The sequence below is a fragment of the Novosphingobium sp. 11B genome, assembly GCF_054589055.1.
Genome location: NZ_BAAILP010000114.1, coordinates 11755 through 34373, shown reverse-complemented (window position 1 = coordinate 34373; position 22619 = coordinate 11755). Strand labels below are relative to the sequence as shown.

The 22619-nt window shown below is 66.6% G+C and carries 20 protein-coding genes; 12 read left to right on the top strand and 8 right to left on the bottom strand.

From position 1 onward, the window contains the following. The 4 genes from ACYPYD_RS10375 to ACYPYD_RS10360 all read left to right on the top strand — a co-directional run bounded on the left by ACYPYD_RS10375 (position 1) and on the right by ACYPYD_RS10360 (position 5722). Positions 1 to 1368, top strand: a complete 1368-nt coding sequence (locus ACYPYD_RS10375; protein WP_036530120.1) for an acetyl-CoA carboxylase biotin carboxylase subunit — start codon at positions 1 to 3, stop codon at positions 1366 to 1368. Between the two features lie 5 nt (positions 1369 to 1373). Continuing rightward, positions 1374 to 2831: a pyruvate carboxylase gene (locus ACYPYD_RS10370; RefSeq protein ID WP_036530123.1), complete on the top strand. Its 1458-nt coding sequence runs from the start codon at positions 1374 to 1376 to the stop codon at positions 2829 to 2831. 123 nt (positions 2832 to 2954) lie between these two features. Then, positions 2955 to 4499, top strand: coding sequence for a class I adenylate-forming enzyme family protein (locus ACYPYD_RS10365; RefSeq protein ID WP_459663027.1), 1545 nt, complete (start codon positions 2955 to 2957; stop codon positions 4497 to 4499). Further along, the gene (locus tag ACYPYD_RS10360) at positions 4499 to 5722 is read left to right on the top strand and encodes a thiolase family protein (protein ID WP_211150905.1); all 1224 of its coding nucleotides are present in this window, start codon (positions 4499 to 4501) and stop codon (positions 5720 to 5722) included. Before ACYPYD_RS10365 ends, ACYPYD_RS10360 begins: the two co-directional genes overlap by 1 nt. A gap of 89 nt (positions 5723 to 5811) precedes the next feature. Here ACYPYD_RS10360 and surE read toward each other — a convergent pair whose 3' ends face one another. Continuing rightward, positions 5812 to 6582: a 5'/3'-nucleotidase SurE gene (gene surE, locus ACYPYD_RS10355; RefSeq protein ID WP_211150904.1), complete on the bottom strand. Its 771-nt coding sequence runs from the start codon at positions 6580 to 6582 to the stop codon at positions 5812 to 5814. Between the two features lie 158 nt (positions 6583 to 6740). Between surE and ACYPYD_RS10350 the strand changes: the two genes are divergently transcribed. The 5 genes from ACYPYD_RS10350 to ACYPYD_RS10330 all read left to right on the top strand — a co-directional run bounded on the left by ACYPYD_RS10350 (position 6741) and on the right by ACYPYD_RS10330 (position 10932). Then, complete coding sequence (locus ACYPYD_RS10350; RefSeq protein ID WP_211150923.1) at positions 6741 to 7475, top strand: PEP-utilizing enzyme; 735 nt, start codon at positions 6741 to 6743, stop codon at positions 7473 to 7475. Beyond that, positions 7475 to 8089, top strand: a complete 615-nt coding sequence (locus tag ACYPYD_RS10345; RefSeq protein ID WP_211150903.1) for a hypothetical protein — start codon at positions 7475 to 7477, stop codon at positions 8087 to 8089. Before ACYPYD_RS10350 ends, ACYPYD_RS10345 begins: the two co-directional genes overlap by 1 nt. 2 nt (positions 8090 to 8091) lie before the next feature. Then, positions 8092 to 9798, top strand: coding sequence for a pyruvate, phosphate dikinase (locus ACYPYD_RS10340; protein WP_248006093.1), 1707 nt, complete (start codon positions 8092 to 8094; stop codon positions 9796 to 9798). A 4-nt stretch (positions 9799 to 9802) separates the two neighbouring features. Next, positions 9803 to 10198: an acyl-CoA carboxylase biotin carboxyl carrier protein subunit gene (locus ACYPYD_RS10335; protein WP_008828884.1), complete on the top strand. Its 396-nt coding sequence runs from the start codon at positions 9803 to 9805 to the stop codon at positions 10196 to 10198. A 251-nt stretch (positions 10199 to 10449) separates the two neighbouring features. Further along, on the top strand, positions 10450 to 10932 hold the full coding sequence (locus tag ACYPYD_RS10330) for a hypothetical protein (protein ID WP_211150901.1): 483 nt from the start codon (positions 10450 to 10452) through the stop codon (positions 10930 to 10932). A 78-nt stretch (positions 10933 to 11010) separates the two neighbouring features. Here the strand turns inward: ACYPYD_RS10330 and ACYPYD_RS10325 are convergent, their stop codons facing one another. Next, positions 11011 to 11412, bottom strand: a complete 402-nt coding sequence (locus ACYPYD_RS10325; RefSeq protein WP_008828886.1) for a pyridoxamine 5'-phosphate oxidase family protein — start codon at positions 11410 to 11412, stop codon at positions 11011 to 11013. A 343-nt stretch (positions 11413 to 11755) separates the two neighbouring features. Between ACYPYD_RS10325 and ACYPYD_RS10320 the strand changes: the two genes are divergently transcribed. Both ACYPYD_RS10320 and ACYPYD_RS10315 read left to right on the top strand, forming a co-directional pair. After that, positions 11756 to 13069, top strand: a complete 1314-nt coding sequence (locus tag ACYPYD_RS10320; protein WP_211150900.1) for an MFS transporter — start codon at positions 11756 to 11758, stop codon at positions 13067 to 13069. 27 nt (positions 13070 to 13096) lie between these two features. Next, positions 13097 to 14215 carry a cytochrome-c peroxidase gene (locus ACYPYD_RS10315; RefSeq protein ID WP_459663025.1) on the top strand — a complete coding sequence of 373 codons (1119 nt, stop codon included), beginning with the start codon at positions 13097 to 13099 and terminating at the stop codon, positions 14213 to 14215. 3 nt (positions 14216 to 14218) lie between these two features. Here ACYPYD_RS10315 and ACYPYD_RS10310 read toward each other — a convergent pair whose 3' ends face one another. The 6 genes from ACYPYD_RS10310 to ACYPYD_RS10285 form a co-directional block, all read right to left on the bottom strand. Further along, the gene (locus tag ACYPYD_RS10310) at positions 14219 to 14905 is read right to left on the bottom strand and encodes an energy transducer TonB (RefSeq protein ID WP_211150898.1); all 687 of its coding nucleotides are present in this window, start codon (positions 14903 to 14905) and stop codon (positions 14219 to 14221) included. A gap of 8 nt (positions 14906 to 14913) precedes the next feature. Next, positions 14914 to 17394, bottom strand: coding sequence for a TonB-dependent receptor (locus ACYPYD_RS10305; protein WP_211150897.1), 2481 nt, complete (start codon positions 17392 to 17394; stop codon positions 14914 to 14916). 121 nt (positions 17395 to 17515) lie between these two features. Continuing rightward, the gene (locus ACYPYD_RS10300) at positions 17516 to 18490 is read right to left on the bottom strand and encodes a FecR family protein (protein WP_459663024.1); all 975 of its coding nucleotides are present in this window, start codon (positions 18488 to 18490) and stop codon (positions 17516 to 17518) included. Positions 18491 to 18596: 106 nt separating this feature from the next. Next, positions 18597 to 19079: an RNA polymerase sigma factor gene (locus ACYPYD_RS10295; RefSeq protein ID WP_459663139.1), complete on the bottom strand. Its 483-nt coding sequence runs from the start codon at positions 19077 to 19079 to the stop codon at positions 18597 to 18599. Between the two features lie 122 nt (positions 19080 to 19201). Beyond that, positions 19202 to 19585, bottom strand: coding sequence for an OsmC family protein (locus tag ACYPYD_RS10290; protein WP_459663022.1), 384 nt, complete (start codon positions 19583 to 19585; stop codon positions 19202 to 19204). Between the two features lie 11 nt (positions 19586 to 19596). Continuing rightward, positions 19597 to 20508: a pirin family protein gene (locus tag ACYPYD_RS10285; RefSeq protein ID WP_211150894.1), complete on the bottom strand. Its 912-nt coding sequence runs from the start codon at positions 20506 to 20508 to the stop codon at positions 19597 to 19599. Positions 20509 to 20732: 224 nt separating this feature from the next. Here ACYPYD_RS10285 and ACYPYD_RS10280 point away from each other — a divergent pair, with 224 nt between their 5' ends. Beyond that, on the top strand, positions 20733 to 22610 hold the full coding sequence (locus ACYPYD_RS10280; RefSeq protein WP_211150893.1) for a bifunctional sugar phosphate isomerase/epimerase/4-hydroxyphenylpyruvate dioxygenase family protein: 1878 nt from the start codon (positions 20733 to 20735) through the stop codon (positions 22608 to 22610). Positions 22611 to 22619: the final 9 nt, after the last annotated feature.

The following is a 22619-nucleotide window of genomic DNA, read 5'->3' as shown; positions in this document are numbered from 1 at the left end:
ATGGCCCTGTCCCGCCTCTTCATCGCCAACCGGGGGGAAATCGCCCTTCGCGTGCTTCGCGCCGCGCAAGGGCTGAACCTGGAAACCGTGATCGGCGTCTCCGATGCCGACCGTGACAGCGTGACCGCAAGGCTGGCCGACCGAGCGCTGGTGCTCGGCCCCGGACCTGCGGCGAAAAGCTATCTCGACGCGAAACTGGTGGTGCAGGCCGCCAAGGCCAGCGGGTGTGACGCGCTCCATCCCGGATACGGCTTCCTGTCCGAACGCGCCGAACTGGCACGGCTCTGCAAGGAGCACGGCATCACTTTCGTCGGCCCCGAAGCGGACATGATCGAAGCGCTGGGCGACAAATTGCGCGCGCGAGAGATGGCCGCTGCCGCAGGCGTACCGCTGGTGCCCGGCAGCGGCGAGATCGCCTCGGCAGCCGATGCCCGCCGGATCGCAGGCGACATCGGCTATCCCGTGCTGCTGAAAGCGGCGGCGGGCGGCGGCGGGCGCGGCATGGTCATCGTCAACGGCCCGTCCGAAGTCGAAGCCGGATACCACCGCGCGAGCGCGGAGGCGCTGGCCGCTTTCAACGACGGCACCCTGTTCATGGAGCGTTTCGTGCCCGAGGCGCGCCACGTCGAAGTCCAGCTCATGGGCGACGGGCAGGGCGAAGTGATCCACTTCGGCGAGCGCGACTGCTCGGTCCAGCGCCGCTATCAGAAGGTGGTCGAGGAAGCGCCCTGTGTAGCGATGCCGGACGCTTTGCGCGCGCAGCTGCACGAGGCGGCGGTGAACCTTGCGAAAAGCGTCAACTACCGCAACGCGGGGACGTGCGAGTTCCTCTACGACGTGATGCGCGAGGAGATCTACTTCATCGAGGTCAACGCCCGCATCCAGGTGGAGCACCCGGTCAGCGAGATGGTGACGGGTCGCGATCTGGTGCAGGAACAGTTGCGCGTTGCGGCGGGCAAGGGCCTTTCGGTGCGCCAGCAGGATGTCGTGCTCACCGGCCACGCCATCGAATGCCGCATCAATGCCGAGGACACCGCGCGCGATTTCGTGCCGGTGCCCGGCACCGTCACCCGCTGGCGCCCGCCCGAGGGCGAGGGCATCCGCCTCGACAGCCACATGCGTGAAGGCGCAAGCATCCCGCCATTCTACGACAGCATGATCGGCAAGCTGATCGTCCACGCCGACACCCGCGACGCCGCGATCGACCGCATGATCGGCGCGCTCGACGCCTTCGAGGTCGAAGGCGTGCCCACGACCATCCCGCTCCACCGCGAGATTCTTCGCGACGAGCACTTCCGGTCGAACACCATTCACACCCGCTGGCTGGAACAGGACCTGTTCACCGCGCAGCGCATGGCAGCGGAGTAATCCCCATGGCGCATATCCAGTTCCTCGACGAAACCCTGCGCGACGGCCAGCAGAGCCTGTGGGGCATGCGCATGCAGGCGGGCATGGCCCTGCCGGTGGCGCCGCTGATCGACAGGACCGGCTATCAGATCATCAGCCTGGCCGGTTCCTCGCTGTTCGAAGTGCTGATCCGGCATTGCCAGGAAGACCCCTGGGCGGGCCTCGACCTGCTGGTGAAGGCGATGCCGGACACGCCCCTGCGCGCCGGGTGCCGCTCCAACGGGTCGGTGACTTTCGGCTTCACGCCCGATGCGCTGATGGACATTTGGGTGGATCGCCTCTGCGCCCACGGCATCCGCAGCTTCTGGCTCTACGATGTGTTGTTCAACATCGACAAGATGCACCGTCTCGCCCGCATCGCCAAGCGGCACCAGTGCCAGGTGGCGGGCACGATGTTGTTCACGCTCTCCCCGGTCCACGACGATGCCTATTACGCGGACAAGGCGGACAAGCTTTCGGCGCTGGACGAGGTGGACAGCCTGCTGCTCTACGACACCGGCGGCGTGCTCGATCGAGACCGGATTTCCACGCTGGTCCCTGCGATCAAGGCCAAGGCGCGCGGCAAGCCGATCGAGATGCATGCCAACAACATGCTCGGCCAGTCGGCCAAGTCCTATATCGACGCGATCGAGTTCGGGGTGACGACGATCCACACCGCCGTGCGCCCGATGGCCAACGGTCCCTCGATCCCCTCGGTCGAGATCATGGCCCGCAATGTCGAGATGCTGGGCCACACCCACAACCTCGACACGTCGCTGTTCAAGCCGGTGGCCGATCACTTCGAGAAGGTCGGCAAAGCGGCCGGGTTCCTGGTGAACCAGCATTTCGAGTACGACGTCACTTCGCTCAAGCACCAGATCCCGGGCGGCATGATGGGCACCCTGCGCGCACAGCTGGTACAGCAGAACATGCTGGATCGCCTGCCCGACGTGCTGGAGGAAGTCGCGCGCGTGCGCCGCGAACTGGGCTATCCCGGCATGGCGACGCCGTTCGCGCAGCTGGTCGGCACGCTGGCGGTGCTCAACATCGTGACGGGCAAGCGCTACTCGGTGGTGCCGGACGAAGTGATCCAGTACGCAGCCGGTTTCTATGGCGAGCCCGTCGCGCCGATCGACGCCGATGTGCTGGACCGCATCCTGTCGAAACCGCGCGCCAAGGAAATCCTCGCCAGCCCGCCCGAACAGCCCGACCGCGAGGAACTGCATCGCCGCCACGGCACCGGCGGGGATGACGACGAACTGCTTCTGCGCGCGCTAGTGCCGTCCGCCGACATCGACCGCATGCGCCTTTCGGGAGCGCCGCGCCGGGACTATCCGACGCTGTCCTCGCCCGAACTGGATCAGGTGGCCCGGCTGATGAAGGTGGCGAACCTGCCGCTGGTGCAGCTGCGCTCCAGCCAGCTCGAACTCTCGATGCGGCAGTAGAGCAGTCGAGCCGACTGCGTCGGCCAAACTGCTCTACGTTTTTGTTTTACGCGTTTTCCGAGTCATCAGGCCATTTGACCTGATTAGAAAACGCTTTGGCGGGGACTTTTCGCGCGGATGCGGATGATCGACTTCTTCGACCGCGGCGCGCGCATGGGCGCCGACCAAGCCTGCATGATCGAGGGCGAGCGCGTCAGCACGTATGGCGAGGTCAAGGCGCGCAGCGATGCCATCGCCCGCGCTCTGATCGCCGACGGCTTTCCGGCGGGCGGCCACGCGGCGGTGCTGAGCGGCAACAGCGTCCGCGCTTTCGAGGCGATCCTGGGCATCCTGCGCGCCGACGGCGTCTGGGTGATGGCCAACAACCGCGCCTCGCTGGTCGAGAACGCCTATCTGCTCGACCTGCTCGATGTGGACACGCTTTTCGTCCATTCCGAAGTGGCGGACCGGGTCGCGCATTTCCGCGAGGCCTGCCCCAACATCCGCCGCTTCATCGCGCTCAATCGCGCGTTTGCGGAGGCCGACCGCTTCCTTGGCGACATGCTGGTAGAGAGCGACGAACCCGTGCCCCAGCGCCGTTCGGGCGCGGCGGAGGAGCTTGGCTTCCTCGCCAATACCGGCGGCACCACCGGGCGCTCCAAGGGGGTGATGCTGTCGAACGGCAACTGGCAGGCGCTGGTGTCCAGCCTCGTCGCTTCGATGCCGATGAAGCGTCCGCCGGTGAACCTCGTTGCCGCGCCGATGACGCATGCGGCGGGGCCGCTGGCGCTGGCCAGCATGGCGCTGGGCGGGACGGTGGTGGTGCTGCCGCGCTTCGATGCGGCCGAAGTGGTGGCGGCTATCGCGCGCCACCGCGTCACCTACATGTTCCTGCCCCCCACCGCGATCTATATGCTGCTGGCGGAGCCGTCCGCGCAGACCGCCGATTTCTCCAGCCTCGAATACATCTCCTACGCCGGGGCGCCGATGTCGCTCGACCGGCTGAAGGAGGCCATCGCGCTTTTCGGCCCGGTGATGAACGCCAGCTTCGGGCAGACGGAAGCGCCGATGTGCGTCACCGCGATGCCGCCGCATGAACATCTGGACGATGCCGGCAACCTCGCACACCCCGGTTCCTGCGGACGCGCGAACCTGCTCTCCATCGTCGAAATCATGGATGACGACGGTCGCATCCTCGGCCCCGAAGAGCGTGGCGAGATCGTCGTGCGCGGGCCGCTGGTGATGCAGGGCTACTACAAGAACCCTCAGGCGACCGCCGAAGTCTCCGCCCATGGCTGGCACCATACCGGAGACATTGGTGTGCGTGACGAGCAGGGCTGGTTCTACGTGGTGGACCGCAAGAAGGACATGATCATCTCGGGCGGCTTCAACGTCTACCCCGCCGAAGTGGAGCAGGCGCTGATGGCCGATCCGCAAGTGCAGGACTGCGCCGTGATCGGCGTCCCCGACGACAAGTGGGGCGAGGCCGTCGTCGCCATCGTCGAACCGCGCGGCGGCTGCACCATCGATCTTGAGAGGCTGCTGGCGGAAGCACGCGAGCGGCTCGGCCCAGTCAAGACGCCCAAGCGGGTGGAAGTGATGGCCGCGCTGCCGCGCTCCAACGCGGGCAAGGTGCTGCGCGCCGAACTGCGCAAGCGCCACTGGCAGCCGGTGGGAAGGACGATCTGATGCGCGACGTGGTGATCCTCGGCGTCGGCATGACGCCTTTCGGCCGTCATCTGGACAAGAGCCACGAACAGCTGACGCAAGCCGCGGTGCGTCTGGCGCTGGAGGATGCCGGGCTTGATGGCGCGGCGATCGACATGGCTGTCTATGCCAACGTCATCCAGGGCTTCTTCGCGGGCGAGATGTCGATCCCGGGCGAGTACGCGCTGCGCCCCCTCGGCATCTCCGGCGTGCGCGGGTTCCATGTCGAGCAGGCCTGCGCCAGTTCCACGGTGAGCCTGCACCTTGCAGTGGATTACGTGAAGGCGGGCCTTGCCGAAGTGGCGCTCGTCGTCGGCGTCGAGAAGCTCTACAGCGACGATCGCACCAAGCGCTTCGCCGTGTTCCAGCAGCCGCGCGACATGGTGGAGGCTGCGGCCTATATCGAGCGCACCCGCGATCTCCTCGCCCCCGTCCCGGCGGATAAGCGCGCGGCCAGCCCCAATGTGCTGATGGAAGCCTATGCGGCGCAGGCGCGCCTGCACATGGGCACCTATGGTTCGACGCAGGCCCAGATCGCGGCGGTGGCGGCCAAGGATCATCGGCATTCGCAGTTCAACCCGCTGGCGCAGTACCGTGAGGCGATGAGCGTCGAGGAAATCCTCGCCGCGCCGCAAGTCGCCTGGCCGCTGACCAACCCGATGTGCGCCCCGATCAGCGACGGCGCGGCGGCCGCGATCGTGTGCTCGGCGGATTTCGCGAAGCGCTTCCCGGGTACGCCGATCCGCGTTCTTGCGGCGGAAAACCGCACCGGCAGCGATCGCGCGCCGCACGACTATGCGGACCACGTCACCCGCAAGGTCGCGGCGCTGGCTTACGAGCGCGCTGGGGTCGGCCCGCAGGACGTGGACCTCGCCGAAGTCCATGACGCCAGTTCGATCGGCGAGATGATCCAGACCGAAGCGCTCGGCCTGTGCGCACCGGGAGAGGCCGGGCTCGCCGCCGAGCGCGGGGAGACGGCATTGGGCGGCCGGGTTCCGGTGAACGTCTCGGGTGGGCTGGTGTCGAAGGGGCATCCGCTGGCGGCGACCGGGCTGGGGCAGATCCACGAACTCGTCACGCAGCTGCGCGGGCAGGCCGGCAAGCGACAAGTTGAAGGTGCGCGCGTGGCCGTGGCGGAGAACTCCGGCGGGTTCTACGGTGTCGAGGACGGCATGTCGGCGGTGACGATCCTCGCGCGGGACTAAACGTTCCCCTCATTTCGTCATTGCGAGGCCCTTAGGGCCGCGGCAATCCAGGGCGGCGTAACGCTGCCTCCGGACCGCCGCGTTACACATCACCCAAACAACACCTCAAGCCCCGATTTCGCCCCATGCGCCGTCATGTCGAGCTGCATCGGCGTGATCGAGATTTCCCGGTCCAGCATCGCCTGCAGGTCGTTGCCCGGAGCATGGCCGCCCGCCGGAAGGGCGATTTTCACCCAGTAGTACGGGAAGTGCCGCGCATCGACGCGCCGCTCCGGGATGAACGCGCCCGGCGGCCGCTGCCCTTGCGTGGTCACGCGCATGCCGGTCACTTCGTCGGCCGGGCATTCCGGGAAGTTGACGTTCACGAACAGCCCCGGCTTCCAGTCGAAGCGCAGCAGCTTCTCGATCACGTCCCCGGCGAAACGCTCGGCATTGTCCCAGGGCACCGCGTTCGGCGGGCGGAAGCACTGGCTGAGCGCGATCGCTGGGATACCCAGCAAAGCCCCCTCCATCGCCGCCGCCGCCGTGCCGGAATAAGTGATGTCTTCGGCCAGATTCGGGCCGCGATTGATGCCCGAGATCAGGATGTCGGGCCGCTTACCCTCGATCAGTTCGTAGATCGCCAGAAGCGCGCAGTCGGTCGGCGTGCCTTTCACTGCAAAGTGCCGCTCGTTGCGCTGCTTCACGCGAATCGGCAGCGTGGTGGAGAACGAGTGCCCCGCGCCGGAACGTTCGTCGTCCGGCGCCACGACCCACACGTCGTCGGTGAACCGGCGCACGATCTTTTCCAGCAGTACAAGGCCGGGCGCGTCGATGCCGTCGTCGTTGACGAGCAATACGCGCGGTGGGGTTCCAGTCATCATATCCTCCCGATCATTCCCGAGCGAGGGCTACGACAGCCTGCACGCGCGGTCAAGATCGTCCGACGATTTCATCCAATCATGTTGACAGGGTGATTGGCATGCGGCATCCCTGTGCGCAACAAAGAGGATTGGGAGGGACCGTGGGCTCCGTTAAATTGCCTATCGACGACGTGCTGCACGCAGGTCCGCCGGCGACGCCGCTGGTGGAAGCCGTGCTGGACCTTGTGCGCGAACGCATCCGCGCACGTTTCGGCGAATCGGGACTGGACTGGGACGCCTTCGCGCTCACCGCCGCCGACGACCTCGTGACGCGCGAGGACATCGAGACTGTCGAGGCCCGCATCCTCGCCAGCGGCCACCGCTTCGACTGGTCGGCGCGCGTTTCCGTCACCGAGCGGCCCGACGCGCACAAGCCCGATGGCACCGCTTCGGAAGCCAGTACCGGCTTCGCGCATCCAGAGGCGCCCAGCGGCGACGCGGACGATGACGGCAAGGCCCTGCGGGGGCTTGGCGACAACGTCGTGCGCTATCCCAGCGACATCGTCGGCCAGGCGCTTTACGTGCGTTCGAACGAGCGGGTCATGGAACTGCTGTCGAGCGGCGTCCCCACCGGTGCCATCGCCATCATCGACGATTCGGGCGGCACCCTGACCGCGCCGATCATCGACCAGTTCGCGGGCGTGGTCTGCGCCGGGGGCTCGGTCCGCTCGCACCTCGGCATCCTGACGCGCGAGTACAACATCCCCTGCCTGATGAACGCCAAGGTGGCCGGCATCCGCGAAGGCGATCGCATCTCGGTGGAAGTCTCCGCCCCGGCCAAGACGACCGAGGACTACCAAAAGGGCGTCGAGCGCGTCGCGCGCGTCTGGGTGATCGGGGAGGCGGCGTGATGGCGACGACCATGACCGAGCGCGACCTTGTGCTCCATGCCACGGCGATCAAGCGCCATGCGCCGCTCCCCGCCATCGCGCACCTTGCGGGGCTTCCCGAAGCCACGGCACAGGCGGTGATCGACCAGGCCGTCGCCACCGGCCGCGTGATCGAGGCGCGCGGCGCCTATGCGCTGACGCCGCTGGCGGGCGTGGCGCTCACCGCACGCTATGCGCGCCACTTCGCAAGTGTGCGTGAGGATGCTGCCTTCGTCGGCGCCTACGAAGGTTTCGAGCGGATCAATCGCACCCTCAAGCAGATCATCACCGACTGGCAGACGTTGGATATCGGCGGCGCCAAGGTGGCCAACGACCATAGCGACAAGGCCCACGACGACGCGGTGATCGACCGCCTCGGCGCGCTGCACGAACAGGCCGAGCCGATTCTTGCCAAGCTGGCGGGCCGCTTGCCGCGCCTGCAATACTACGCCGACAAGCTGCTCGCCGCGCTGGAAGCGGCCGAGGACGGCGACCCCGAATGGGTCAGTGATATCCGGCGCGACAGCTACCATACCGTCTGGTTCGAACTGCACGAGGAACTGCTGCGGACCATGGGCCGCGAGCGGGAGGAATGACGATGGCCGACTGGACTCTCCTGCTGGACGGTGCCGACCTGCCCGACCGCGCGCTGATCGGCGGCAAGGCATGGTCGGTGGCGCGCATGGCCGCGCTCGGCCTCGACGTGCCGCCCGCCTTCGTCATCACCACCAAGGCCTGCCTCGCCTATCTGGAGCGCGGCGAAATGCCCGAGGGGCTGGAGCCGGAGATCGCCGCCGGGCTCGATTGGCTGCAGCGCCGCACCGGCCGCAGCTTCGGCGCGGGCGACAAGCGGCTGCTGCTCTCGATCCGATCGGGCGCGGCGATCTCGATGCCCGGCATGATGGACACCGTGCTCAACCTCGGCATCGACGATGACGGCGAGGCGGCACTGGCGGCCGAGACGGGCCTGCCCGCCTTCGCCCGCGATACGCATCGGCGGTTCCTCGAACTCTACAGTTCGATCGTGCTCAAGCAGGCGGTCGAGCTGGAAGCGGACGAAAGCCCGGCGCAGTGGCGCGCGGCGATCGGCGAGGTTCCGGGCGCGGTGCACGACCAGCTTCTCGGCGCGGTGCGGGCGGTGTTCGACAGCTGGAACACCCGCCGCGCGCGGCGTTACCGCGAACATAACAACATCCCGCACGACATGGGTACGGCGGTGACGGTGCAGGCGATGGTCTTCGGCAACCTCGACGATCTGAGCGGCACCGGCGTCCTGTTCAGCCGCAATCCGCTGCAGGGCGACCCTGCGCCTTATGGCGAATACCTGCCGCGCGCGCAGGGCGAGGACGTGGTTTCGGGCAAATTCACCCCGCTCTCGCTGGGGGCCATGCAGGCGCATGTGCCCGACGCGCACGCCGCGCTCCTAGCCGCCAGCGACATGCTGGAGCGCGAGAACGGCGACGTGCAGGATATCGAGTTCACCGTGCAGTCGGGCAGGCTGTACCTGCTGCAATCCCGCTCGGCCAAGCGCGCCCCGGAGGCTGCGGTGCGGATCGCGGTGGACATGGTGGGCGAGGGGCGGATCGACGCCGCCACCGCGCTCTCCCGCGTCAGCGCCGAGCAGGTCTCGACACTACTGCTGCCGCGTCTCGCCCCCAACGCCGCCGAGGGCGCACAGGTGGTGGCGCAAGGCGAGGGCGCCTGCCCCGGCGTCGCCACCGGCGTGCTGGTGGCCGATTCCGACGAAGCCGAGCGCCGTGCCGCCGCTGGGGAAGCGGTGATCCTGGTGCGCGCCACCACCAGTCCCGACGACGTCCACGGCATGATCGCCGCACGCGCCGTCGTGACCGAGCAGGGCGGCTCCACCTCGCACGCCGCCGTCGTCAGCCGGGCGCTGGGGCGCCCTTGCGTGGTCGGCACCGGCAGCGGCGCCCTGGTGCTGGCGGGGCAGGTGGTCACCGTGGACGGCGCCAGCGGCAAGGTCTTCGCAGGCGCACTCGCAACGCAGGTGCCGCGCGAGGACGAGGACGAGCGCCTCTCCCGCCTGATCGGCTGGGCGCGCGAGCGTTGCCCGATCGAAGTGCTGCGCCCTGAGGACGCCGCCTCCGCCGATGCGGTGGACGTCGATCTGCTGCTGGCCGAAGGCACCCACGAACAGTTGGCGAGCGCGCTGGCGGGCCACGCCGCGGCGCGCGGCAGCGGCCTCGCCAATGCCGAGATCGCGCGCATCGCCCGGCGGGCGGGGATTACGCGCATGATAACCGAGCCGGTGCTGCCGGCCCTTCTGGTCGCGCTGGAGGATTGAGCCGATGACCTCGCCCATTCACGATATCCGCGCTATGCTGCTGCAGTTCGAGCGCTCGCCGCTGAAGGACTTGTACTTCCGCTCGGCCGACTGGTCGCTGTTCCTCGCCCGGCCGGAGGGCGGCGCGAACCCGCTGCTGGCGCTGGAGGCCGGCGCGGCGGAGGCCGTCACTGCGGCCACGATCGCGGGCGTCGCGCAGGCACCGCACCTCGGCCTGTTCGAGCCGTGCTGCGCGGCCGGAGACGCGGTGCAGGTCGGCGACGTGCTCGCCCGCCTCGACGTGCTGGGACGCAAGACCGAGGTGGTCAGCACTGCCGCCGGCGTGGTCAGCGCGGTGCACGCGGCGGCCAACGACCTCGTCGAATATGGCGCCGATCTGGTGGAGATCGCGGCCGCCTGAGGGCTGCATCGAAAGATCGCATAATTCACCACCGGGCGCCGTTTTCTGCGGTGCCGGGTGGATTTTCATGTCCGTGACAAAAAGGTGGCCGGAGCGAGCAAGGCAAGGAGCCGCTCCGGCCAAGGGTCACAGGATGAGAGGAATGCCCCATGACAAGCATTCCTCCGGGCTTGAGGCTTGACGAGAGAGGCAAGCCGCGAAATAAAAGCTAATGCGAAGCAGTCGCATATGCAAGTGAAAAAGGAAGCCCTGTGTATCAGCCCGGCGATCGGCCCCTGGACGACCGGCATTGGAAGCGGCTGAACCGCTTTGCCAACATGGCATTCGCCAAACGTCGATGGGATGAAGCGGATCGCCTGTACGGCGCTGCACTTTACGAAGCGAACCGGCTGTTCGAGATTGCGCAGGCGGGCGGTGTGATGCGCTGCGATCCGGCGCCGATGCTGGTAGTCGCGACCACCAATGCTGCCGAAAACTGGATCGTCCTGGGCCGGTGCGAGGATGCGGGCAAAGCGATCGCCGGGCTGTCGCGGCGACTCGTGGAAGTGGTCGACGACATGGAAAGTCCGCCGGATTTCCGCCGACAGTGCCTTGTTCACCTGAAAGGCGCAGTACGGAGCCTGACGTCCGTATTGCCACGCGCCGGTTGGTCGAGCGATGCAGTTGTCGCTCAGGTGATGGAGGTGCGCAGCGCTGCGCTTCGCGCCATGGACCCGTCACCTCCCCGGTATTGAGAACGGGGTGAAGGCACGGTCGCTTCAATGGACCGATACCGATCCGATGCCTGGGCGCCGGATCGGTATCCAGCCGTATCAGGCCGCCAGTCTGGTTCCCGCGGTCGGGCCGGAGCGGAGCGTGAAGATGTCCTCGATATGGATGAGCACGGCGAATTTCGGCGTCTTCATCCCGGCCGTGTCGGCGAAAGCGACGGCGTTATCGAAGGCATCGCCCTCGGAAAAGACTTCCGGCCGTCCGATGAAACGATAGCCGTCGAGCGCATCGCGATCGATCACCGCGACGGCCATCTTCGATCCGTCGAGGATGTTCTGCAGCGTCTGGCCACCGGTGTTTTCGTTATAGATAAGCGTCTTGTCGTCATAAACGCGAAGCGAGCGCTTGGGGCCGATGTCAGGGAGGCCTTCCTTGCTCACCGTGGACTGGATCGGCAGCTGGACGGCAAGGAATTGCTTCATGGTTTCGTCGAGAGAGCTCATGGCGGGTCATTTCTTTCCGGTTCGAGCGGGATGGCCGACGGCGTGCCGGCGCGTAGGCTCGCAAGGGCTGAGATCGCGCGGATAACCGCGCATGCAAACCGTTATATATAATGATTCGCAAATGCAATAATTTGGCGGAATGCTTGTTCGATCCTGATGCCATGACCGGCCACAGCACCATTGACGATAGGATATGCAAATCCGGACAAGGACCTCGTACTGACCGGGCATCGCCTGAAAATGGCTAGTGAGAATCACTTGCAGCACCGCCTTCCAGATGCGACTGCTTGTCCGATCGCCGCGTCCGCAGCGACGTGTGCTCGATATCGTGGGGCGAGACGGAATGGCGCTGGCACTGCCGGAGTACGAGGCCGATAGCGCCGATGGACCGGCGACATGGACTTCCGGCGGCTTGTTCACCGTCGCCTTTCTCGGCGTGACGGCGGGTGTCCAGATGAGCGACCGGGGCCTTCAGTCGATCCTGCTCTCGGCCATCCAGGAAAGTTTCCGGGTCGGGGATGCGACGATCGGGGCGCTTCAGGGCCTTGCTGGTGTCCTTGTCGGGAGCGCGATCGCCGTACCGCTGGCCAGGCTGGCGGATCGCCTGTCACGCAAGAAAGTGCTGCTCGGCCTGATCGCGGGCTGGACTTGCCTGATGGCCCTGAGCGCACTGGCGCCCGATTTTCCGCTGTTCTTCGTAGGCCGCGCGGCTTCGGGCGTAACCGAGTTCGCGATGATACCGATCGTGTACTCGATGATCCCCGACATCGCGCCGGATCGGCATCGCGTGACGGCCAATCTGTGCTTCGCTGCGCTGATGGCTGCTGGGGCGAGCGCGGGATTCTATTTCGGCGAGGTGATCGTCCAGACGGCCCAGAAGGCGCTACCCTTCGCGATGGAGTCGTGGCGCAAGGCGCTGCTGCTGTTGTCTTTCGCCGGTGCCCCGCTCTTTGCCCTCGGCCTTCTGACTCACGACCCGGCACGCCAGATCGCGCCGTCGGACCCAGGAGGGAGGTCGGCCGCGCTCGGACCCTTTCTGCGTGAGCGGTGGCAGGCCGTGGGTTTGTTCGTCGGCGTTGCGGGAAGCCTGATGATCGCGGTGCAAGCGCTCAATCCGCTGATTGCGCTGGCGCTGGAGCGACGCTTCGATGCGGACCTCGGCAAGGTCGGCCATGCCATGGGGGTGGTCACGCTCGTGACCTCGATCGGTTGCCTGCCGGTGGCGGGTCTGCTCGACCGGACGCTGCGGAGCCGTTTCGGTCTGGCGGCGCGTCCGTTGATCATGGGCGCGGGTGCCTTGTGCGCGGTGCCGTGCTCCGCTTTGTTGATCGTGATAGACAGCGTGGACGCGGCGCTGTGGGTGGTGGCGTTGTTCCTTTTCGTCACCTGCACCGCGAACGCCCTGGTTCCGACCATGTTGCAGGATCTGACCCCGGCCACGCTACGCGCGCGCAGCTTTGCCATCTGGAGCTTCGTGGTATCGGTGTTCTGCGCGATCGGTCCCCTGGCTGCGGGCGCGTTGTCGGACCTGCTGCTTGGTGGACGTCTGCTGACCGCGATCGCCGTCACGGCGATTCCTGCATTGTTGCTTTCGACTGCCTGCGCTGCGCGCTCGATAGCGACTGCGCGTCGCTTTTTGAAGTCTCAGCCGACATGAAAAAACCGGGGCGCCCATTCGTCTTCGATGAACCGTTCATCGCGAGAGTGCTCCGTGACTTCCCCAATTGGTTCCTTGATGCTTGCGATGTCAGCGATTGCCCTGGCCCTTGCTTCGCCATCGCCCGGATCGCGGGCCGACCCGGGCGATGGCGAAGTGGCAACATTGCGGGCGCTCTATGCCGGGCAGCCTGATAGCTGGCCGCGGCCCTGGCTTGAGCCGGGAGCGCATTTCGCCGAGTTCGGTCCGGTCCCATCCCTGCCTACGCCTCAGGTCCCCGAAGAAATAGCGCTTGGGCAGAGACTGTTCGAAGAGCCGAGACTTTCCGGATCGCGGCAGATCGCCTGCGCATCCTGCCACAATGCAGAGCTGGGTTTCACCGATGGCCTGCGCACCTCCTTCGGGCATGATCGCAAGCGCGGGCGGAGAAACGCACCATCGCTCATTGCCGCCGCATGGACTCATGGACTGTTCTGGGACGGGAGGGAGGCGACCCTTGAAGGCCAGGTCTTGGGACCGCTCTCCGATCCTCTCGAAATGGCTGGAAGCCGCAAGCGGATCGAGCGATGGATCAATCGCGAGGCAAGCTATCGCAGCGCCTTTGCCGCACTGATCGGGACTCGCCGGATCGGGTTCAACGACATTGCCGGAATGATCGCCGCCTACGAACGCAGCCTGACCCCGCCGCGCAATCGCTGGGACCGCGTGTTCACGCAAGGGGTTTCGGCGCTCAGCGACCAGCAGGTGCGCGGGCTCCATCTGTTTCGGACCAAGGCGGGGTGCGCGAACTGCCACAGCGGCCCGCTGCTGACGGACAACCGGTTCCATAATCTGGGGCTGAGCTTCTACGGCACCGAGCGCCAGGACCTGGGGCGCTGGAATGTCACAGGGCGTCCCGAGGACGTCGGCGCGTTCCGCACGCCGACGCTGCGCGGACTGATCCATACCCGGCCTTACATGCACAACGGCTTCTTCCCGTTTCTCGAGCCGGTCGTGATGTTCTATTCCGGCGGCGGCGGTCCCAACGACGCGGTGCAGGCGCCCGGCGAGGCCGCGCCGCCGCCACAGGCCGACCCCCTGCTCAAACCCCGCGATCTTACGCGCGAGGAGCGTGAGGCGCTGGTCGCATTCCTGCAGGCGCTGTAAGCTTCAACGCGGCAGCATGAATTCGACGGGGACCACGAGGTCCAGGGTCTCTCCGCCGCGCTCCTTCGGCGGTTCGGGCAGCGGGTCCGCACGGTGCGGCAGCGCAAGGGCCTCGCGGTCGAGCGCCGAACTGCCCGATACTTGTGCCAATGCCACCGCAAGCACACGGCCCCGGCGGTCCATGGTGATGCGCACCCACGCAACGCCCTGCTCGCGCCGCGCGCGGGCTGTCGCCGGGTAGCGCTTGCGGCTGGCAAGCCGGGCGAGGACGCGGCCCTCCCAGCTGTCGGGTGCGTTGGAGGATACGGTGACGGCGGGCGGCGCCTCGATCGCCTTGGGCGCTGCAGCCTCCGCCTGTTCGGGGCGGGGTTGCGGTGCATCCACGGGGCGCGCCGCTGGCGAGGATGGCGCCAGGGCGATCGCCGCCTGCGGCACCTCGATCCGCTGGGGCACGGGCAGCACCGGGTCCTGCTGCTCCACCGGCTCCGGGGCATCCTTGGGCGTTTCCTGCTCGGGCTGGGGCGGGGATGCAGGCGCGGCAAGATCGATCACCGTCAGCGGAGCACGCAGCGGCGGCGGGGCCGCCGCGAAAGACCAGCCGACGAGCAACGCTCCCCCCGCACAAACGTGCAGGAGGAGCGTGATCGACAGGCCGCGCAGGCGGTCAGCCGGGGATTGGCGATAGGCCATCGCCCCGATCAGAAATCGATGGCGAGCGACGCGCGGATCGAGCGCGGCGCACCCATCGTCAGCACCCCGCGCGATGCCGCCGCCCAGTAGTTGCGGTCGAACAGGTTGTCGGCGGTCAGGCGGAACTGCATCGGGCGACCTGCCGCCTCGAAGGCATAGCGGATACCGGCATCTACGCGGGTCCAGGCCGGGATGCTGCGCGCGTTGGTGGTCGTGAGGTCGATGTACTCGCGGCTGGTGTAGACGACGCGGCCGGTTACGGTCAGGCCCGGCACCATCGCCACGTCCCATTCGGCGCCGAGGTTGGCGTTGAACTCCGGCGAACCGCGTGCGCGGCGTCCGTCGTTGAGCCCGCCCTCGGTCTTCGTCATCTCCGCGTCGAGGTACATCACGCCGCCGAGCAGCCGCAGGTGGTCGAAGGGCTGGCCGAACAGGTTCAGCTCGATGCCGCGATTGCGCTGCAGGCCGTCGTATTCGAGCGTCGGCGAACCGCCGGTGGTGCTGGCCACTTCGACGGCGCTGGGCACCGCGATCTGGAACACGTCGGCCGTCACGGTTAAGGTGCCGAGATCATACTTCACACCGGCTTCGTACTGGTCGGTGACGAAGGGCATGAAGATGTCCCCGGCATTGGCGTAGTAGCTGCTGGCGATGCCGCCCGGGTTGAGCGATTCGATGTAGCTGGCGTAGACCGAGAGGTTCTCCACCGGCTTCACCACCAGCCCGACCGAGGGCGACACCCGGTTGCGGTTGTAGCGGCGGGTCAGGTCACCGGTGGCGGAGAAGGTCTTCTGCCCCACCTTTTGCCGCCGCGCGCCGACCATAAGCACGACGCGGTCGTCGGCCATGCTCATGATGTCGGCGATGGCTTGTCCTTCATAGTCGTACTGGGACGTCAGGCGCCCGGCATCTTTGCTCAGCGCGCTGGTATCGGGTGCCGGGTAATAGATCGGCGTATAGATGTTCGAGGCCGCGCAGCCGGTCGTGCAGTTCGCGATGTAGTAGTTCAGCTGGCCGCGCTTTGCATTGTTGGCCGAGGCGATCACCGAAAGGCTGTGCGAGACGGGCCCGGTATCGAACTTGCCCTTGATCGAGCCCTCATAGCTCTCGTTTCGGCTGCGCGCCGGGATCCAGTAGGGAAAGCCGCTCTTGGTGCCGTCCACGTTGGTGATGCTGTCGATCACCTGGATGTAGAGTTCATCCGACTGGTTGCGGCTATAGGCAGCAGCGGCCGTCCAGCCGGGCGCGAAGTCGTATTCGATGCGGCCGATGGCGTAGTCGTTCTGGCCGTCCCAGAACTCCCACTTCTGCTTGGAGTTGGTCCGCGCATCGGGCGCCTTGGGCACGGCCACGCGCGAGCCGATACGGGTGCTGCTCCAGCCGCCTTTGAGCAGGCGGTCCTGATGGCCGAGGTCGATCGTCACGCGCAAGTCGTCGCTGCGGTAGTCGAGCCCGGCGGCGAGCATGGCCGAGCGGTTGTTCGTGTAGTCGACGTCGGTGGCACCGTCGCGGTAGACCGCGTTGACGCGCACGCCGAAGCCCTTGTTCACGCCGAACCGACGCGACACGTCGAGATTGGCGCCGAATTGGCTTTCCGAGGCATATGTCGCCGTCACGCGGTTGAGCGGCGCATCACCGGCCCGCTTGAGTACGTAGTTGATCGAGCCGCCATAGGACGAGCCCCAGGGGCTGACGCCGTTGAGCATCGCGCTCGGCCCCTTGTGGACTTCGACCCGCTCGACCGCCTCGATCATCGTCCCGCGCGTGTCGGAAGCGCCGAACATGCCGTTGACGAGCACTTCGCGCCCCGTAAGTTCGAAACCGCGCATGATGACGGTGGTGGTCTCGCCGTCGCGCGCGCCGCTCGCGCGGATCGAGGGATCGTTGTCGAGCACGTCGAGCAGGCTGCGGCTGTTCTGGTTCTCGATCAGTTGGCTGGTGTAGTTGGTGACGTTGAACGGCGTGTCCATCACGCTGACATTGCCCAGCAGGCCAAGCTGTCCGCCCGTTGCGACTTGGCCGCCTGCATAGGCTGGGGGAAGATCAGGTGATCCCGCGTAAGTACCTGCGCCGTCCATGGAGGCGGCCTCGACCCGCACCGATCCCAGTTGGACGGCGCCGTCCGCGCTCCTCGGCGCCGCGATGAGCACGACGGCATTGCCCGCCATGCGCCAGGTGATACCGGTGCCGGACAGCATGTGGCTGAGCGCCGTGAGCGCGGGCATCTCGCTCTGGATCGCCTGGCTGCGCACGCCGTTTACGAGCGTGGCGTCCGCCGTGACCTGCAGCCCCGATTGCCGCCCGAACATGTTGATCGCGCTCGCCAGCGGCTGCGCGGGAATATCGAAGCGCGTGCCTGCCGACTGCGACGCGTCCTGTGCCTGCACCGGCGCGGCGAGCGCGATCATGCTAGTCCACGCAGCCGCCAACAGCGCAAGGCGCAGGCCATCACGGCGGGGACGCAGCCCGCCACGCGAATTGATTGTCATTTGTGACCCCCAGATTGATCCGAACTTGCAATTGCGTTGCAATCGCGAGGTAGACGGAAAGCGCTCCGGAATTTTTCACGCAACTCGATAATTTTCTCGCACATCATGCGAAAAGGCGCAGTCAGCGCGCCCGAACGATCGTCAGGTAGGGGGTGACGCGGGTGATCGAACCACCGGCAGGCTCGACGATCGCGGCAAGCGCTGCTGCCGGTCTGCGAGCATCATACAGACCCGTGATGCGGCGGGCGGCCAACGCCTTGTCGGCAAGGACGATCCAGCCTTTGTCATAGCGCCGCATTTCCTCGACGACCTCTCCGACCGTCGCATTTTCGGCGAAGAGATAGCCATCGCGCCATCCCGCGAGCGAAGCGACCGGCACCTTGTCCTCGCGCATCGCGCCGCTTGCATTGTCGACAAGGACGCGGTCGCCGGGAAGCAGGTCCTCACTGTTGCCGCTCGCGCTGACGCGCACATGCCCTCTGGCGACACAGACCTGCGTTTGCTCCCGGCTGGAGCGGACCTCGAATGCCGTGCCCAGCACACGTGTTTCGGTGCGTCCGCTGGCGACGACGAAGGGATGGGCGGGATCGCGCGCCACATCGAACCATGCCTCGCCCGCGACCAGTCGGACACGCCGCTCATTGCCGGTCAGGTCCACGTCTATCGCGCTGCGTGCGCCAAGCGTCACCCGCGTCCCGTCCGGCAATTGCACGTCGCGCAGTTGGCCGGTGCCGGTGGCATAGTCGGCGCTCAGCCTGAGCAGCAGCGACGGCGAGATCGCAAGCGCCAGTGCGACCGAGGCCGCCAGTGCGCCGAGCGAGGCCATGACCCGGCGATAAGTCGGTTGCGATCGCGCCCGCGGGGTAAAGGGCAGTACCGTCGCCGTAGAAGACGGCGCCCGCTGCGCCCGCTCCACATCGCCAAGCACGGCCCAGGCCTTGCGCGCCTGCGTCCATGCCTGCCGATGCTCGGGCGTTTCATCCAGCCACGCCTCGATGCGCTCGCGCAGCGCCGTGTCTTCCGGCGCGGCTTGCGCGTCGAGGAGATAGCCGACGGCAGCGTCCATCGTCTCCTTCGAAAGCGGGGCGGGGTTCATGGTGTCTGCCTTGCTGCTGCGCCGATGCTCCGGCAACCTGCATGACGGTCGAGGCTCACGCATTTTTCACGCGTGCCGCATTTTTTTCGGCATGAAGGAGCATGGCTCACGCCTCGTCCTCCCCGATCGCCATGGCTATCCGGCTGAGTGCCTCCCTGACGAGGCGATGCACGGTCGCGACCGAGACCGATAATCTGTCGGCGATCTCCTGAAGCGTGTATCCTTCGAACCTGTTCATCTCGAGAGCGAGGCGCATGCGCGGTTCCATGTCCCGAAGGACCTTCTCGATCCTGTCGATCAGTTGTCCTCTGGCCGCCTCGTCTTCGGGACTGGCGGTTTCCGTGGGCAGCATCCACCACTGTGGAACTTCCTCTTCGCGCCGTTCGATCTTCTCGCGCCGCACCTTGTCGAGCGCGATGTTGCGTACGATGCGGTAGAGATAGGACAGCGGGCTGCGGATATTCTGCCGAGCGGCATTGCCGTCGGCCGCCGCAAGCCTGAGAAATGCCTCCTGCACAACATCCTCCGCCTCGAACCGATCGCGCACGATCGGCCGCGCATAGCTCACGAGAGCAGCGCGGTGGCGGATCAGGTCGTCCAGGCAGGGTCTCGGGTGAAGTTGACGGAAAGAGAGTCGCTAACACGATTGCGAATCATTCGCAATTGTTTGTCGCGCGGCCCGGTATCCCGTCCACAGGCACGGCAATGGTTTCAGGCGAGCGTCGTCTCGATCGGCGATCCGCCCTTGAGGGTGAGCGTTACCGGCGTACGCTCGGCGATGTCGGCGAGACGGGCTTTCTGGTCCTCGTCCAGCCCGATGATCGCCAGCCGGCGCTCGATATGCATGCCGTCCTTGCCGCCTCCCAGATGCAGTTCGACGTCGAGCGACTGCAGTGGCCAGCCCTTGCGCGCCGCGTACATCTTTAGCGTGATCGCGGTGCACGCGCCCAGACTGGCAAGCAGCAGGTCGTAGGGGGCCGGGCCTGCGCCTTGTCCGCCCAGAGCCTCAGGCTCGTCCGCCGTGATCGCGTGGCCGCCGACGACGATCTCGGTGCGCCAGTGGGTATCGCCGATATGTGCGGTTCCATGTGCCATCGTTGTTCTCCTCAAGCCGGAAGCGGGATGAATTCGTGCTCGCCGGGCACCGGGGCAAACCGCTGTTCGCGCCAGTCCTCCTTGGCCTGCTCGATGCGATCGGCGGAGGACGAGACGAAATTCCAGAAGATATGGCGCTTTTCGGGAAGGGGCTCGCCGCCCAGCAGCATCAGTCGGGCAGGGCCGCTGGCGCGCAGCACGAGTTCGGCATCGGGCTTGAACACGACCAATTGGCCCGCCGCGAAAGTGCCGGTCTGGCCTTCGACTTCGACCGCGCCTGAAACGACGTAGATCGCGCGCTCGATATGCTCGGCCTTGACGCGGTAGCGTGCTCCGTCCTGCATGGCGATGTCGGCATAGACCATGTCGGACCAGGTCTTCAACGGCGAGGTCATACCGTCCGAACTGCCCGCGATCAGGGTCAGGCGGGTTCCCGCATCTTCCGTGAACGGGATTTCGTGCGCCTTGTGGTGCGAGAAGGCGGGAGCCGTCTCCTCCGCTTCCTTCGGCAGGGCCACCCAGGTCTGCAGGCCGAACAGCTTGCCGCCGCTGGCGCGGTTTTCGGCGGACGTGCGCTCGGAGTGAACGATACCGCTGCCTGCGGTCATCCAGTTCACCTCGCCGGGGCGGATCGCCTGCAGCGAGCCGACCGAGTCGCGATGAAGGATTTCGCCTTCGATCAGGTACGTCACGGTCGAAAGACCGATGTGCGGGTGCGGACGGACATCCAGACCCTCACCGCTGCGGAACACCGCCTCGCCCATCTGGTCGAAGAAGATGAACGGGCCGACCATCCGGCGCTGCGCGCTTGGCAGTGCACGACGGACCCGGAAACCGTCACCCAGGTCGCGCACCGGCGGCAGGATGACTTGCTCGACGCCTTCGATATCGAGTTCCGGGCCGAGTGAAGTCTGAATCGTCATGGGGTTGGTCCTTGATCGCGGTTTGGGGGGCGGGGGGCTGCCCTTTCCACTTCAGATACCCTGATCGGGAAATTCTATTCAGACGAAAAATATAGCACGGAACGTTCGAATATATCGAAAAGCCTGTGCCCATAACCAAATGCTATGAAAGACGGCTCCGCAGGCGCTTAAAGTCGCCCTCCCGTGCGCAGATATGGGATGGACCCTATCCAGCGGAGCCTTCGATGCATAACGCCATTGCCACCGTGTCGCTGCGCGGCACTCTCGAGGAAAAGCTGGCCGCCGCCGCGCAGGCCGGTTTCCAGAGCGTCGAGATATTCGAGAACGACCTGATCGGTTCGGCGCTGCGACCGCAGCAAGTGCGCAGGCTGATGGAGGACGCGGGGCTGTCCTGCTCGCTCTACCAGCCGTTCCGCGATTTCGAAGGCATGCCCGGCGACTTGCGGCAGCGCGCGCTCGACCGGGCGGAGCGCAAGTTCGACGTGATGGAAGCGCTGGGCACGGACCGCATCCTGGTATGCTCGAACTGTTCGCCCGCATCGCTGGGCGACCGCCAGCGCATCGTCGACGACTTCCGTGACCTTGGCGAGCGCGCCGCGAAGCGCGGCATCCGCGTCGGCTACGAGGCGCTGGCCTGGGGGCGGCACGTCAACGATCACCGCGACGTCTGGTCGATCGTGAAGGCGGTGGACCACCCGGCGATCGGCATCATCCTCGACAGCTTCCACTCGCTGTCGCGCGGGATTCCCAGCGAAAGCATCCGTGAGATCGCGGGCGACAAGATCGTCTACGTCCAGCTTGCCGATGCGCCGCTGCTGGATATGGACCTGCTGTACTGGAGCCGCCATTTCCGCAACCTGCCCGGACAGGGCGGCTTCGATCTGGCGCGCTACGTGGCCGAGATCCTGCGCACCGGCTACGACGGCCCGCTGTCGCTGGAGATCTTCAACGACCGCTTCCGTTCGATCTCCACGAAACTGATCGCCGAGGACGGGCATCGCTCGCTCGAATACGTCCGCGACGCCGCGCTGCGCGTGCTGGGCGAGCCGACCGCGATGCCCGCCCCGCAGGCGCCGCTGCGTGCGGAGTTCGTCGAGTTCACCGCAGGTACGAACGACGTGGCGCGGCTGGGCGATACGCTCGAGACGCTCGGCTTCGCGCGGACCGCCACGCATCGCACCAAGAAGGTGACGCGCTGGCGGCAGGGCGAAGTCAACCTGGTGGTCAATGCGGAGCCGCGCGGTTTCGCGCAGTCGTACCGGATCGTTCACGGTACTTCGATCTGCGCGATCGGGGTGCGGGTGAACGATGCGCAGGCGGTGATGGACCGCGCCGCCGCGCTCGGCATTCGCGCCTATCGGCCCGAGGGTCGTCCTGGTCGCATGGCGATGCCCGCACTGCGCGGCGTCGGCGGTAGCCTGGTCTATCTCGTCGAGGATGCCGGCGCTGAAGCGCTGTGGGCGCGCGAGTTCGAGCCGGTCGAAAACACCGAGGTGTCCGGCGATGCGGGAGTGCGCGGCATCGACCATCTCGCCGCCGTCGTCCACAATGACGAGTTCCTGTCGTGGCAGCTCTACTGGCGCGCGTTGTTCGGACTGGAGGGGCGCGACGCGCAGGACGTGATCGACCCGGCGGGCCTCGTGCACAGTCAGGCGCTGCAGTCCCCCGACGGTGCCTTCCGTCTGACGCTCAACGCATCGGACGCGCGCGAAACGCTGTCCTCGCGGTTCCTTGCGCAGGGGCTGGGGGGCGGTTTCCAGCATGTCGCGCTGACCAGCGAGGACATGGTCGCCACGGCGCAGGCGCTGCAGGCGCGCGGCGCGGCGATGCTCGAGGTGCCCGCCAACTACTACGACGATCTTGCCGCCCGCTTCGGGCTGGCGGACGATGTGGTCGCGGCGATGGTGGAGGCGCATATGCTTTACGACGAGGATTTCGAGGGCAATTCCTACCGGCAGCTTTACAGCCGCGCGTTCGACAAGCTGTTCTTCTTCGAGTTCGTGGAGCGGGCAGCGGCCTATGTCGGCTACGGCGCTGCGAATGCGGGGGTGCGGCTGGCCGCGCAGAACCGCTATCGCGGGGCGACGGTCGGGGCGGAGTGAGCCTTCGCC

Excerpts from the sequence above, each read along its gene's own strand:
- ACYPYD_RS10285 (WP_211150894.1), bottom strand. The coding sequence starts at position 20,508 with ATGACGATTCAGACTTCACTCGGCCCGGAACTCGATATCGAAGGCGTC.
- ACYPYD_RS10375 (WP_036530120.1), top strand. The coding sequence starts at position 1 with ATGGCCCTGTCCCGCCTCTTCATCGCCAACCGGGGGGAAATCGCCCTT.
- ACYPYD_RS10365 (WP_459663027.1), top strand. The coding sequence starts at position 2,955 with ATGATCGACTTCTTCGACCGCGGCGCGCGCATGGGCGCCGACCAAGCC.
- surE (WP_211150904.1), bottom strand. The coding sequence starts at position 6,582 with ATGACTGGAACCCCACCGCGCGTATTGCTCGTCAACGACGACGGCATC.
- ACYPYD_RS10345 (WP_211150903.1), top strand. The coding sequence starts at position 7,475 with ATGGCGACGACCATGACCGAGCGCGACCTTGTGCTCCATGCCACGGCG.
- ACYPYD_RS10320 (WP_211150900.1), top strand. The coding sequence starts at position 11,756 with ATGGCGCTGGCACTGCCGGAGTACGAGGCCGATAGCGCCGATGGACCG.
- ACYPYD_RS10310 (WP_211150898.1), bottom strand. The coding sequence starts at position 14,905 with ATGGCCTATCGCCAATCCCCGGCTGACCGCCTGCGCGGCCTGTCGATC.
- ACYPYD_RS10315 (WP_459663025.1), top strand. The coding sequence starts at position 13,097 with ATGAACCGTTCATCGCGAGAGTGCTCCGTGACTTCCCCAATTGGTTCC.
- ACYPYD_RS10370 (WP_036530123.1), top strand. The coding sequence starts at position 1,374 with ATGGCGCATATCCAGTTCCTCGACGAAACCCTGCGCGACGGCCAGCAG.
- ACYPYD_RS10305 (WP_211150897.1), bottom strand. The coding sequence starts at position 17,394 with ATGACAATCAATTCGCGTGGCGGGCTGCGTCCCCGCCGTGATGGCCTG.
- ACYPYD_RS10290 (WP_459663022.1), bottom strand. The coding sequence starts at position 19,585 with ATGGCACATGGAACCGCACATATCGGCGATACCCACTGGCGCACCGAG.
- ACYPYD_RS10340 (WP_248006093.1), top strand. The coding sequence starts at position 8,092 with ATGGCCGACTGGACTCTCCTGCTGGACGGTGCCGACCTGCCCGACCGC.
- ACYPYD_RS10280 (WP_211150893.1), top strand. The coding sequence starts at position 20,733 with ATGCATAACGCCATTGCCACCGTGTCGCTGCGCGGCACTCTCGAGGAA.
- ACYPYD_RS10325 (WP_008828886.1), bottom strand. The coding sequence starts at position 11,412 with ATGAGCTCTCTCGACGAAACCATGAAGCAATTCCTTGCCGTCCAGCTG.
- ACYPYD_RS10300 (WP_459663024.1), bottom strand. The coding sequence starts at position 18,490 with ATGAACCCCGCCCCGCTTTCGAAGGAGACGATGGACGCTGCCGTCGGC.
- ACYPYD_RS10335 (WP_008828884.1), top strand. The coding sequence starts at position 9,803 with ATGACCTCGCCCATTCACGATATCCGCGCTATGCTGCTGCAGTTCGAG.
- ACYPYD_RS10360 (WP_211150905.1), top strand. The coding sequence starts at position 4,499 with ATGCGCGACGTGGTGATCCTCGGCGTCGGCATGACGCCTTTCGGCCGT.